15 protein-coding genes are annotated in these 12,768 nt (G+C 46.8%); 11 read left to right on the top strand and 4 right to left on the bottom strand.

Features of this window, described 5'->3' with window-relative positions; translation table 11 throughout:
* Positions 1-5 precede the first annotated feature (5 nt).
* The gene (locus HUN04_04035) at positions 6-275 is read right to left on the bottom strand and encodes an HU family DNA-binding protein (GenBank protein ID WDP88946.1); all 270 of its coding nucleotides are present in this window, start codon (positions 273-275) and stop codon (positions 6-8) included.
* 199 nt (positions 276-474) lie between these two features.
* Here HUN04_04035 and HUN04_04030 point away from each other — a divergent pair, with 199 nt between their 5' ends.
* Complete coding sequence (locus tag HUN04_04030; GenBank protein ID WDP88945.1) at positions 475-942, top strand: chemotaxis protein CheX; 468 nt, start codon at positions 475-477, stop codon at positions 940-942.
* A gap of 16 nt (positions 943-958) precedes the next feature.
* Here the strand turns inward: HUN04_04030 and HUN04_04025 are convergent, their stop codons facing one another.
* A complete protein-coding gene (locus HUN04_04025) occupies positions 959-1,744 on the bottom strand; it encodes a prepilin peptidase (GenBank protein ID WDP88944.1) in 786 nt (261 codons plus the stop codon).
* A gap of 232 nt (positions 1,745-1,976) precedes the next feature.
* On the opposite strand from HUN04_04025, the gene lon reads away from it, so the two are divergent.
* The 6 genes from lon (at position 1,977) to HUN04_03995 (ending at position 7,428) form a co-directional block, all read left to right on the top strand.
* Positions 1,977-4,403: an endopeptidase La gene (gene lon, locus HUN04_04020; GenBank protein ID WDP88943.1), complete on the top strand. Its 2,427-nt coding sequence runs from the start codon at positions 1,977-1,979 to the stop codon at positions 4,401-4,403.
* Between the two features lies 1 nt (position 4,404).
* Positions 4,405-5,100 carry a tRNA (adenosine(37)-N6)-threonylcarbamoyltransferase complex dimerization subunit type 1 TsaB gene (tsaB, locus tag HUN04_04015; GenBank protein WDP88942.1) on the top strand — a complete coding sequence of 232 codons (696 nt, stop codon included), beginning with the start codon at positions 4,405-4,407 and terminating at the stop codon, positions 5,098-5,100.
* 106 nt (positions 5,101-5,206) lie between these two features.
* Positions 5,207-5,674 (top strand): transcription elongation factor GreA, encoded by a 468-nt coding sequence (gene greA, locus HUN04_04010; protein ID WDP88941.1) that lies wholly within the window; start codon positions 5,207-5,209, stop codon positions 5,672-5,674.
* A 15-nt stretch (positions 5,675-5,689) separates the two neighbouring features.
* Positions 5,690-5,899: a DNA-directed RNA polymerase subunit omega gene (locus tag HUN04_04005; protein ID WDP88940.1), complete on the top strand. Its 210-nt coding sequence runs from the start codon at positions 5,690-5,692 to the stop codon at positions 5,897-5,899.
* Between the two features lie 6 nt (positions 5,900-5,905).
* The gene (locus HUN04_04000) at positions 5,906-6,652 is read left to right on the top strand and encodes a tRNA 2-thiocytidine(32) synthetase TtcA (protein WDP88939.1); all 747 of its coding nucleotides are present in this window, start codon (positions 5,906-5,908) and stop codon (positions 6,650-6,652) included.
* Positions 6,649-7,428, top strand: a complete 780-nt coding sequence (locus HUN04_03995) for a GTP cyclohydrolase I FolE2 (protein ID WDP88938.1) — start codon at positions 6,649-6,651, stop codon at positions 7,426-7,428. The genes HUN04_04000 and HUN04_03995 overlap by 4 nt, the downstream gene beginning before the upstream one ends.
* 5 nt (positions 7,429-7,433) lie before the next feature.
* Here the strand turns inward: HUN04_03995 and HUN04_03990 are convergent, their stop codons facing one another.
* Together HUN04_03990 and HUN04_03985 are read right to left on the bottom strand one after the other, a co-directional pair.
* Positions 7,434-8,630 (bottom strand): D-alanyl-D-alanine carboxypeptidase, encoded by a 1,197-nt coding sequence (locus HUN04_03990; protein ID WDP88937.1) that lies wholly within the window; start codon positions 8,628-8,630, stop codon positions 7,434-7,436.
* Complete coding sequence (locus HUN04_03985; protein WDP88936.1) at positions 8,605-9,111, bottom strand: hypothetical protein; 507 nt, start codon at positions 9,109-9,111, stop codon at positions 8,605-8,607. Before HUN04_03985 ends, HUN04_03990 begins: the two co-directional genes overlap by 26 nt.
* Before the next feature lie 234 nt (positions 9,112-9,345).
* Between HUN04_03985 and HUN04_03980 the strand changes: the two genes are divergently transcribed.
* From HUN04_03980 to HUN04_03965, 4 genes are all read left to right on the top strand, one after another.
* A complete protein-coding gene (locus HUN04_03980; GenBank protein ID WDP88935.1) occupies positions 9,346-9,867 on the top strand; it encodes a hypothetical protein in 522 nt (173 codons plus the stop codon).
* A 60-nt stretch (positions 9,868-9,927) separates the two neighbouring features.
* Positions 9,928-10,857: an OmpA family protein gene (locus tag HUN04_03975; GenBank protein ID WDP88934.1), complete on the top strand. Its 930-nt coding sequence runs from the start codon at positions 9,928-9,930 to the stop codon at positions 10,855-10,857.
* 164 nt (positions 10,858-11,021) lie between these two features.
* Entirely contained in the window at positions 11,022-11,420 is a 399-nt protein-coding gene (locus tag HUN04_03970; protein ID WDP88933.1) for a MarR family EPS-associated transcriptional regulator, read from the top strand.
* Positions 11,421-11,751: 331 nt separating this feature from the next.
* On the top strand, positions 11,752-12,753 hold the full coding sequence (locus HUN04_03965; protein ID WDP88932.1) for a hypothetical protein: 1,002 nt from the start codon (positions 11,752-11,754) through the stop codon (positions 12,751-12,753).
* The last annotated feature ends 15 nt before the right edge of the window (positions 12,754-12,768 follow it).

The following is a 12,768-nucleotide window of genomic DNA, read 5'->3' as shown; positions in this document are numbered from 1 at the left end:
TAAAGTTATTTTACGGCGTCTTTAAGGGCTTTGCCCGGAACGAATTTGGGTACATTTCTGGCAGGGATTTCGATTTCTTTACCGGTCTGGGGATTTCTGCCCTTTCTGGCTTTTCTTTCTGCTGTTTTAAATGTGCCAAAGCCGACGAGAGTTACAGAATCGTTGTTGGCAAGTGCCTCCGTGATCGCTTCAATCATGCAGTCTACTGCAGCCTGGGCTTCTTTCTTGCTGTTCAGAACGTCTGAAACCTTGTTGATTAAATCGCCTTTGTTCATCGTATCACTCCTTTTTTTAAGTTTTAGGAATTATCTGTGTGATATTAATCTTTATTCCTAAAGTTGAATAAATTTAAATCAGCTTTTGCGTACGTTACGTCGTTGAGAAGGGCGTGTCAAGTATTTATTGCGTTTTTTTCAAAATTTCATTGCCAGTTTTTTTTAAACAACATAGAATTATTTCAAACAGGAGGTAAAAATGGACGTAACGCTTGTCAATCCTTTCATTGAAGGGACTTTGCACATACTTGACACCACCGCTTTCGTAAAAGTAAAGCCTGAACCCCCTTTTTTAAAGCCTGACGGTGTTGCAAATGGTGATATAACGGGGTTCTTGGAGATTTCTGGGGACCTTGAGGGGACTGCCGCGATTTCCTTCTCGGAAAAAAGTATTCTAGGCATCGTTTCCGCCATGTTCGGGGAGGAAATGACCGAGATCAATGAGGAGATCACAGATGCCGTGGGGGAAATTTCCAATATGGTGGCCGGCCACGTCACCACAAAGATTGCCGAACTTGATAAAAAGATTAAAGTGAAATTGGTGGAGGTGCTTCATGGCAGGGGGCAGGATGTCCCCCATAATAAAGCTGCCAACCATGTAGTCAGTGTCCCCTTCCGAACCACCAAAGGCAAGGTGGTTGTGGAGGTCTGCTACGCCGGTACCTGATGGGAACTTAAAAAAATCAGTGGGCAAGAAGGGTTATATACCACCGTATCAATTGTTCCCCCCAGAGTACGTAAATCAATGCACCTGCTGATAAAAAGGGGCCAAAAGGGATTTTCAGCTTAAAATCCCTTTTTCTTTCCATAACCATTGAAATGATTCCGCCGGCAGTGCCCAAAAGGGACCCTGCAAACAGGGTGAACAGTATGCCCGGCAGTCCGGTGGCCGCGCCGATCATGGCGAGCAGTTTGATATCTCCGCCCCCCATTCCGGAAATCCCTTTTAAGAAATAATAACCGTAAGCCACCGCGTAAAGGATTCCGCCTCCGGCCAGAATGCCAAGTGCGGTCTGGTAAAAGTTCATGCCGGGGACAAAATAAACAGAAGAGGCAAAAATAAAAATTCCGGGAATGGAAATAACGTCCGGAATGATCTGGTGGTCAATGTCTATGAACGATACCGCAATCAGAGTGGATGCAAATATGATCCAGAAGGCGGTTTCCAGGGTGAGGCCGAATTTATGAAATAGTAGCAGGCAGACGATGCCTGTGAGCAGTTCCACTGCAGGATAGCGCAGTGAAATAGGGGTGCTGCAGAAATGGCATTTCCCCCGGAGCAGGGCGTAGCTTAGTATGGGGATGTTCAGATAGAACGGAAGGGCGTTTTCGCACTTTGGGCAGTGGCTTGGCGGGCTTACAATGGATTCACCGGCCGGCAGCCTGAAAATGACGACGTTGAGAAAGCTGCCGATGCAGGCGCCTAGAATGAAAATGAATGCAGGGATAACTATCGGATATTGAACCATGGGCTGACCTTTTCATTGTGGATTTACCAAAACATAAAAAATTATCCGACTATACTGGGTTTAAAAATATTTTTTCAAGCATATTGTAAAAAAAAAAAACTGTTTTATTCTTAGAGTCAAATTAATCCGGAGTATTGACCCAGAAGTTGGGAAGATCAGCAGAAGTTGGGAAGATCAGCGGGAAAACGCTCAACATCCCCGCTGATCTTGTTTTATTTATTAAGGAGTATAAATGGCAGAAGCAGATATTGATGATCTTATTGAGATTATAGAAAAAGAAGGCAATATAGAAGAAATTCCCAAAACCCTCCCCATGATGCCGGTCAGGGACGTGGTCGTGTTTACGGATATGCTGCTTCCCCTGTTTGTCGGACGGGAAAAGTCCATCAAAGCCGTAGAAGAATGCGTGGAATATGACCGGTATGTTTTCCTATCCGCCCAAAAGGATTCCGACGTTGAAAAACCGGGCGCTGATGATGTCTATGATATCGGGACCATCGGCCGTGTCCAGAAAATGATCAAACTGCCCGACGGCAGAATAAAGGCGCTTGTTCAGGGGATCGCCAAGGCAAAAATTGTAGAATACGTTCAGAAGCGTTCGTTTTTCAAGGTCATGGTCGAGGTGCTTGAAGATGTTGAGCCCGAAGAAATCGATATTGAAATCGAAGCGCTCATGCGCAATGTCAAGGAGAACAGTGAAAAGCTGCTGGCGCTCAAGGGTGAGTTCGCGGGTGATGTTGGGGATCTGCTCTCCCATATTGATTCTCCCGGCAAACTGGCCGACCTGGTGGCGTCAAACCTGAATCTCAAGGTGGGTGACGCCCAGTCGCTTTTGGAAATTACGGACACGGTGGCCCGCTTGGTCCAGGTCAATGACCTGTTGGCCAGGGAATTGGATCTGTCCACAGTGCAGGCTAAAATCCAGACCCATGTCAAAGATGAAATCTCCAAGAACCAGCGGGACTATTATCTGCGCGAGCAGGTCAAGGCCATCCACAGGGAGCTGGGGGAAAGCGACGACAAGCTGGCGGAGTTGGCCGAGTTTAAGGCCAAAATTAAAAAATGCAAGATGCCGGAAGAATGTGAGAAAGAAGCCTTAAAGCAGGTAAAACGCCTGGAACAGATGCATTTTGATTCTTCAGAGGCATCCGTAGTCAGGACTTATCTGGACTGCATTGTGGAACTGCCCTGGAGCAAGGTTACTAAGGATTTTCTGGACATAAAGAAGGCCAAAGAGGTACTTGACCAGAACCATTATGGCCTGGATAAAGCCAAAGAACGGATTTTGGAATATCTGAGTGTCCGGAAGCTCAATCCCAAGAAAAAGGGGCAGATTATCTGTTTTGTCGGCCCTCCGGGTGTGGGGAAGACTTCCCTGGGCCAGGCCATTGCCAAGTCCATGAAGCGTAAGTTCCACAGGGTTTCTTTGGGCGGTATCCGGGATGAAGCAGAGATCCGTGGCCATCGGCGGACCTATATCGGCGCCATGCCTGGCCGGATTTTGCAGGGGCTCCGCCAATGCGGCACCGCCAATCCGGTGTTCATGCTGGATGAAATTGATAAGCTGGGCAGTGATTTTAGAGGCGATCCCTCGTCCGCACTCCTGGAAGCCCTGGATCCGGAGCAGAATTCTGAGTTTTCCGATCACTACCTGAACATGCCCTTTGACCTGTCAAATGTGCTTTTTATCCTGACGGCCAATATGGCGGATACCATTCCTTCCGCGCTGTTGGACAGGATGGAGGTCATTTATATTTCCGGCTACACCCGCCAGGAAAAGGTGGCGATTGCCAAACGGCATCTTTTCCCCAGAAAACTCAAGGACAACGGCCTGATCCGACGCTCAATCCATATCAGCCCCAATGCCATGGAGTCCATTGTTTCCGAGTATACACTGGAAGCTGGGCTGCGCGGACTTGAGCGCCGGCTGGATAAAATATGCAGAAAAATTGCACGCCAGATTGCCGAAGGCAAAAAAGGCCGGTTTGGCATTACCAAAAATAATCTGGCAAAATATCTGGGGCCCCCCCAGTATATCAACGAACTGGACCAGGAGGAAAGCCAGGTGGGCCTGGCAACAGGTCTGGCCTGGACAGAGGTTGGTGGCGAGCATCTGTATATTGAAACCTCATTGTTTCCGGGCAAGGGCGAACTGCAGCTCACCGGGCAGATCGGAGAGGTGATGCAGGAGTCTGCCCGGGCTGCATTGACCTATATTAAGGCCAATCAGGAGCGCCTGGGGATTGATAAAGACGCTTTTGACACCCATGATATTCATATTCATGTGCCTGCAGGCGCCATTCCTAAAGACGGACCGTCGGCGGGCATCGCCATGGCAACTGCCCTAGTTTCCGCCTTCACCGGCATCAAGGTCAACAACAAGGTCGGCATGACCGGAGAGATTTCCCTGCGGGGAAGGGTGCTGCCCATCGGAGGACTCAAAGAAAAGGCTCTTGGGGCGCTTCGCGCAGGGATCAAAGAGGTGATCATTCCTGAGAAGAACCGGAAAGATCTCCATGATATTCCCAAAGCGGTCAAGGCCAAGCTCAAGTTCACCTGCGTCAAGGATGTGAGAGAGGTGCTTGAAATTGCCCTGGAAGGCGATGCCTCAGGAAAAAAAGTTGCCAAATCAAAATCCAAGAAGAGGGCAAATAAATAGCATGCGCCTCTTTTCCCTGAGTACGGCAGAGCAGGGGGCAAGCATGGCCCTGTTCCAGGGGCGGGAGTTGATTTGCGAGTCCTTCTGGACCGGGGCAAAAAGCCACTCCAAACGTCTCATGGCCATGGTGGAACAAATGGTTAAGGACCGGGCCGGGCTTGACATTTCCGATATCGACGGATTTATTGCCGCCAGGGGGCCGGGAAGTTTCACCGGGCTGCGCATCGGGATCAGTGTCATTAAGGGGCTGGCCGCTGCTGTGTCAAAACCCTGCGCCGGGGTGTCCAGCCTTGACGGCATTGCCTGGCGGTTTTACCCGGCATCGGCGCCTGTCTGTGTGATGATGGATGCAAAACGGCAGGAGGTCTATACGGCCCTGTACCGGTTTGAGAGGGGGCGGCTGGTTGAAAAGTCCCAAGAGCGGGTCTGTCCCCCGGATGAGGCGATTGATGCCGCGGGTGAGGCGGCCTTGTTTGCCGGATCCGGCTCTAAGGCCTATGCCGAACTCATTAAAGAACGGGCAGGAAGCAGTGCCTGGATATCCCCCATGCATATGGATGCTGTCAGTGCAGCGGCCATGGCCGGCCCTGCGCTGGGGAACCCGGGTTTTTTCACTGCAGAAGAAAATTGCCTGGTTCCCGTTTATCTTCGGAAATCCGATGCGGAGATTCATTTTTCACAAAAATCAGTATCTTGACACATTAGGGTAAAGTTTGGTATTATATCAGGCTTATGGTTCAGGTGATTGGAACCCCCTTTATTCAAGAACAAGATATTTTATTAAACGGAGTAAAACTTAAGTTTTGGAGCAGATACCTATTACAAAGCAGGGCTATGGCGCCTTGAAAAAAGAACTGGAAAGACTGAAAACCGTTGAGCGGCCTGAGAATATTAAGGCCATTGAGGTTGCCCGTGCCCATGGTGATCTGTCCGAGAACGCCGAATACCATGCGGCCAAAGAGCGGCAGTCTTTTCTTGAAGGACGGATAGGAGAGTTGTCTTACAAGGTGGCCAATGCCAAGATCATTGACCCGGATACCGTACCCAAGGATGTGGTCCGGTTTGCCAGCCGGGTGCTGGTGGAAAACCTGGATTCCGAGGAAGAGGTGGAATACATGATCGTTGGTGCGGACGAAGCCGACATCAAGCAGGGCAAAATTTCCGTATCCTCTCCCCTGGGCGCATCCCTCATCGGCAAAGAGCCGGGTGAGGAGGCTATTGTCCAGGCTCCGGGCGGAAAACGGGTTTATGAAATTATTGATATATTGTAACTGGAGGATGTTGCTGTGGCTCGCGTAACCATAGAAGATTGTTTGAAAAACGTGGATAACCGGTTCAGTCTTGTTCATCTGGCTGCCAAACGGATTCGCCAGGTCCGTGAAGGCGCTGATCTTTTGGTAAAATCTTCAAAAAACGAAGATGTCGTCACCGTGCTCCGGGAGATTGCGGCCAACCGAATCGTTGCCAAAAAAAATACCGACACTGAAGACGAATAGGGTGATTTGGGAAAGAGGCTGGACAAAAAACTGAATCACAGCCTGGGCAAGGCTGTTCATGACTGGCAGATGATTGAAAACGGCGACCGTATTTTGGTCGGTGTCTCCGGCGGAAAAGACAGCCTCTCCCTTTTACACCTTTTAGCTTCCCTGAAAAAAAAAGCACCCGTATCATTTGATATCATACCGGTGCATATTGATCCCGGATTTGAGGGATCATTTGCACCGGCTCTCCAGACCTATACGGACACCGTTTCCCGGGACCTCTACCCGGGACTCCGTATCGAATATACAGATTACGGTCTCCAGGCCCACTCGGGCAAAAATCGTGAAAATCCATGCTTCCTGTGCAGTCGCCTGAGGCGCAAACGGCTTTTTGAGCTGGCCCGGGACCATGGATGCAAGAAAGTCGCCCTTGGCCATAATAAGGATGACCTCATCGAAACCCTGTTTATCAATATTTTTTATGCCGGAAAGATCGGCACCATGAAACCCAGGCAATCTTTTTTTAACGGAGCTCTTGATATCATCCGGCCGCTGTCATATGTTGAGGCCGATGATTTGCGAAGGTTGTCACGATTAATGGGCATGCCCGGGTTTGACAATCCCTGCCCCAGCGCAGGCCGGACCAAAAGGGAAGAGGTTCGCAAGATGCTGGAAGGCATGTACAGGCACAACAAACACATAAAAGGAAATATATTCCGGGCAATGGGAAACGTTTCCCGGGATTATCTTTTAGAGACGCACCCATGATTGATATCCAGAACCAGCCGGATTTCCGGAATATTCCCATCGACAAAGTGGGAATCAAGGGGTTGAAATACCCGGTGACCGTACGGGACAAAAACCAGGGCTCCCAGTCCACCGTGGCCGAGATCAGTATGTATGTTGACCTGCCCCACCAGTGCAAGGGCACCCATATGAGCCGGTTTGTTGAATTGCTTCATGTGTTCAGAAGCCAGATTTCCCTGGAGTCCCTGACCAGCATTTTAGAGGACATGAAGACCACCCTGGGCGCAAAGTCCTCGCACATTGAAATTTCTTTTCCCTATTTTATTGAAAAAACCTCCCCCAGTACCGGTTCCAGAGGCTTGATGGACTATGAGTGCACCATTGTGGGCTCTGCGAATTCAGGTAAAAAGACAGACATCGTTTTAAAGGTGGCTGTGCCGGTCACCTCAGTCTGTCCATGCTCCAAGGAAATTTCCGAATACGGGGCCCATAACCAGCGGGGAGAGGTGCTGGTATGCACCCGGTTCCATAAGTTCATCTGGATTGAAGATATGGTCAATCTGGTGGAAGAATCGGCTTCATGCGATATTTTTTCAGTATTGAAGCGGGCTGACGAAAAATTCGTTACGGAAAAAGCGTACAATAATCCCAAGTTTGTGGAAGATATCGCCAGGGACGTGGCCAAGGAACTCCTTGAAGACGATAACATCACCTGGTTTTCAGTGAGCGCTGAAAATTTTGAATCCATTCACAACCACAGCGCCTACGCCTATATCGAGCATCCCCGGGAAAAATAATGAGATCAGGTGGCTGACGAAAGGGTGGCCACCTTCTCTTTCAGCAACCTGCGGATGCTGGAATACCCCTTGTTAGAGTGGTTTACCATGATGACAAAGGGGTAGAGGCGCTCATCTTTTCCCCTAAAATACCCGGCCCTTGTTTTCACATCGGATAAGGTTCCTGTTTTGTAGAATTCGTTTCCTTGGGTCCGCATCAACCGATGGTATGGCATAAATGCCATGAGGATTTTAAGCATCTGCCGGGGGGTAAACCGGTTCCTGCGTGACAATCCCGAACCTTCGGCCAGCTTATACCCCTTTAGTCCGAGTCGGTTTTTTGAGAAGCTGTTGAGGTGATCCACGCCTTTTTCAAGGGTTGCAGGTGCGCCGCATTGGATCGCCCCCATACTCAGCATAATTTGGTTGGCCATGAAATTGTTGGAAAACCGCAGCAGTTTTTCCACCGCTTCCGCCAAGGTGAATCCGGATTTAAAATTAAGCCGGACCACATCTTTGGGCGGGAACGTCCCCTCATTGATTTCTCCTCTTACCATAACCCCTTCATTTTTCAGGAAGGTTTTGGCCAGCAGGCCAGGGTATAGGCGGCGATGGGGTAGCGCCAGCAAAATCCTTCCCTGGTTTAATCCTGATTTGCCGATTTCCGCCTGGAAAATGGAAGGCAGAGGCGTTTGCGGTTCGGCGCTGACATATGTTTTCTGACTCTTGTCCCATTTGAAATAAAGCGTATTGAAATTGGCGCATAAGGCCCCGGTGGTCGCATCGTATGGATTGTTGGATTCTCCGGTCCCGGGAATCACTATATTTTGGCTGAAAAAACTATGATCCAGAATGATGTTGTTGAGGGTACGGAATCCGTTTTGCCTAACCAGTTCATGAGCCATTTTTTGAATCTGTTCAGAAATCAATAAGGGGTCGCCAAACCCTTTGATATATAAATTCCTCATTTCCGGGGCATACCCTATCCATGTTTCAAACCTGTAATCCCGCCCCAGGGTTTCCAGTGCCGCAAGGGAGGTAAGGATTTTGGTTATGGATGCAGGGATAAACAGCTGGTCTTCATTTTCGGCATACAAAATTTTCCCCTGGGCATCGGCCAGAAGATAACCCGCCTGCCGGCCTTCAGAGATGCCTGGAGCGCAGAGGAGCAATAAGAATATAATCAGTTGGAAAACTCTATTTGAACAACAGGATAAAGTCATTAAAGATTTCTTTGATTTTGAATTTTAATCTTAAATCATTCCATTGGTCAGGGAATGCCATGGGCGCAAAATTAATTTGGGCCGTATAGGCGTATCCGCCAATATTGCGCTCGTATGGACCGATCTGCAGGTCAATGGGAGAAAGCACCAGGGCTTCATAGGTGATGGTGGTATCAAGGCCTTTTGTGGTGACGGATTTCAAGCCGTTCAGTTCTAATATTTTGATGAAGGCATTTTTTTTGGCCATATTTTCAAGTGTGTGGTTTGATTCCCGATTATCGGCCGTGATTTTTCCAGCCACCCTTATCCGTGAAAAATTTTCCGCCCTGTAATCCCTTTCTGCCGGGATCATGGTCAATCGTCCGCCCGTGATTTGGTGTTTAAAAGAGTGTTCGTCATACCGGATATAGTAGGTGGCAATGCCTTGATGCCCCTTGGCATTCAATGGGTTGAACACAGCGGCGACACACAGGGCCGACAACAGGACCCCTTTATAAATGATTTTTAATTGGCAAGGCATAGAATTTGTAAGTCATCATATTATGTTAACCATATTTTTATATGGTTTGGAATAAAACCGGCATCAAAAAACACAGAAGAGCTAAAGTTTGCGGCATTTTTTGACGATTTGGTTTTATCATGAATATCGGTTTTGAATCAATGCTTAAGCAAGGGGTTTAAATTCCGAAACAATTGTAACTTACGGGGAAGAAAAATGAAAAAATTATTGGTTGTATCGGCAGGACTCATGATGTTATTTTTCTATGGCTGTAATCTCGGCAGCAGGTCAGTTGCCAGTTCTCCGGGCGGTGTCCTTGACTCGGCAGCCGGCAGCGCGGACAACCACAAAATTGTGACCTTCTATGTGACGGGAAAGGGCCTGGAACCTGAAAATGCCCTGACCAAGGGGGAAGCCGTCCTCATGGCCGAACGGGCCGCCGTGGCAGACGGTTACCGTCAACTGGTGGAAAAGGTCCGCGGCGTTTATGTAGACGCCTTTATGAAGGCGGGCCGGGGCACGATTAATCACGACGCCATCCAGATTCACACCCAGTCCTGGCTCCGGGGCACGGAAATTATGGAAGTCACCCAGGGAGACTACGGCATCACCAAGGCAAGGCTACGGCTGCGCATTAATTTTGCCAAAGAAGGCATGATCTGGTGGCCTGTGGGTATAGGTGACAATGTCAAGCCGGTTGTTTCTGGCGGCAATCCGATTACCGCCGGAAGATCCTGATCGCTAAAGTTTTCAACCAGGCCGTTATCTCTCGGCCACCGCAGATGTGAAGGGGAAAAAATGGATGCCTTTTCTTTAAAGCTACGATCAATGGCCCGGATGTTGTCTGCCACCCTCCCGGCAGTCGCCATCCTTATTTTTTGCACAGCCAACGCAAACGGCTATTATGATAACAAAAAATTAAACACCGGCGCCTACAACGCTGTCGAGCTTGAGGCCATCATCGGAGAGTATCAGACCCAGGCCAATGTCTTGAATAAGCAGATTCAGGATACCCAAAAGGATTTGGACTGGCTGGTCCTGAAAATCAACCGTATCTCGGATTCCGGCCGGAAAGCCCCTAGGGCACTTAAATCCTCGGTGGTTTCCAAAGAGAAAAAATTGGCCCGTCTCAAAAATGAAAAGGAACGCCTGGACGAAATAATTGCCGGCTATGAAAGCGCTTTTCAGGCAACCATGAAAAAAGCGGGTACAAAAAAAACAACCGCAATGTCCGCACCCATAAAATCCACCCCCATACCCGTAAAGGTCCCCGACGTCTCCATGGCCCAGGGCAAAATTTCAGACATTGAAATGGCTGTAAAAAAAGCCGGCCTCGAAGATTGGGTTGAAGTGCTTAACGCCGATGGTGGTTGTGCCAAAATAAATAACACCCTGCCCATCCTGTTTTCGTCAGGCAGCGCCGCCTTGGCCAAAGAATATAAACGCTTTTTAAAAAAATTGGCCCGTTTCCTTAAACCCTATGATGTAAAAATATACGTCAATGGCTTTGCGGACCCGGACCCCATCAACACCAAAAGATATCCCTCCAACTTTGAACTGGGTGCCTCCCGCGCCGCAAACATCGTTCATGAGATGGTCAGGTACGGTCTGAAACCGGCTATCTTCAAAATCGGCACCACCGGTGAATACCGGTTTGCCGCAAAGGTTCCTTCACAAAATAAATCCTTTCAGAGACGGGCTCAAGTGACTGTGGTTTTCAGTAGCTGATCCATCAATCGCTTAAGGGCGTTTTGATTGAAGGGTGTTGCTTTTGTGACACCCTGTACTTTTTTGAAATCAATTAATTAATTCTGTTGTATTTTTTGCATATAGGAACATGAACACATGAAAAGCATTGACCTTGGATTGTTTTTAACCTATAAGACAGTTTCATGAACGCTTCGTTGGACGATGAAATTAAATTAAAATTGCTTTCACTTTTAAAGGACAATCCAAGTCTAACCCAGAGAGAGATGAGCAAAATGATTGGAGTTAGTCTCGGGAAAATCAACTATTGTATATCAGCAATCGTTCAAACTGGACTTATCCGGATCGAGCAGTTCAAAAACACTTCACATAAAAATGCATATCTTTATCACATTACACCAATCGGACTAAAAGAATTAACACATTTGATCCTCCATTGTTTGAAACACAAACTCAAAGAATATGAAGATATTAAAAAGGAAATCAAAATTCTTTTAGAACTGGGGGAGGATATAGATGCTGACTTCTGTAATAATCCGGAATTGCTTGTGAAATCAAAGGGTTTTATTGATTTTAGCCAATAGGCTAACTAAAGATGTCCTTTTACATTGTCGGTGAAGCCTGTCGCCGAAAGGGCGGAGCTATGTCCAGAAAGAGACCTTTGCATGATTTGCACATTCTTAGGATTTTATCATTTTGATTCACTAATAATTTTAAGACCAAGGTTTAAAGTTTTAGTAAAGCGAAACTATAAGGTCGACTTCTTCTTGGCTCAAAAAGATGTGATGCCGTGCAATGGTATAGCTTTTATTTAGTGTTTTTACTCTGCGTAATTGATAAATTGAGGGCTTTTTTGTTGTTTAATTGTATGAAGAAATTAAACTAATCCAACAATAAATCATTTTTGAGGACAACATGAATAAGGTGGATAGTGCAAATTGGTATTGTTGCCAAATTGTTTTAAAAAAAATACTTGTGGTTGGTATTTTTTCATTTTTATTCTGCCTGACATCAATTCTGTATTCTCTTTTTTTGGATAAATACTATCAAGCCAGTGTGACTCTATGTCCCCCTAAATTAGAAACCATTGATTCACCTGAAATAGAGGGACTGCTAAGTTATATTGGTTTTAGTTACAATTCCGCCAACGCAATATTTGTTGATGTCAAAAGGAATGTTCAAAGTGTTGCCTTTTTACAGAAGTTCTCAGGTGAAAATCAGATTCCATTTGATAGTCGCTTAAAAATGGTTCACCTTGGCTCATTGGGGATTGGTTCTTTTCAGGGTAAAAGTATATTTGTAAAATATTCCATGCCGAGCCGGAATTCGTTTGATTCAAAAATTCACATTTCTATCGTAGGAACGGATCAAAAAGATATTAAAAATACACTGAAGCGATTTGTTGATTTTTTGAATAGCTACACCATTGAGCAGAAGCTGATATCTAATCTTGTCAGAGAACGGTCTGCTGTCTCCGATTTGGTCAGAAAGAAAACAGCGGGCTTAAAAAAAGAGATAGTGGTTTTGCAAAAAGAGATCAAACTGTCTGAAATTATCCACGGCAAAAACCAACCCAGTATTTTTTTGCAAAGTCAAAGGGTAGAAATGCTGAACAGCTTAGTTCAAATGCTTGAGCAAGAACTGCAATTAATAGAAAACCACATTTATTTATTTAATGATTGGCATGAATTCTCTGGTGAAATCAAGAAGCAAACCACTCTTTTGAAGGATTTGGAAATTAGTGAATCAAAACTGAGGGCGTTTGTTACTGACGGTGACATATTTGTATCAACCAGACCTGTTGCACCAAGCATTATTAAATATGCCTTTTGGGGATTTTGGGCCGGTTTTTTTATATCAGCAATACTATTGCTATCAATTGAAATAAAGAGAAGGTGGAGCAAACTAAACCAGTAAAATATACCCTAAAAT

It is taken from the genome of Desulfobacter sp. (genome assembly GCA_028768525.1).
In the GTDB taxonomy this organism is placed as follows: domain Bacteria; phylum Desulfobacterota; class Desulfobacteria; order Desulfobacterales; family Desulfobacteraceae; genus Desulfobacter.
The sequence above is the reverse complement of the archived record's forward strand: the minus strand, read 5'-3'. Positions and strand labels throughout refer to the sequence as shown.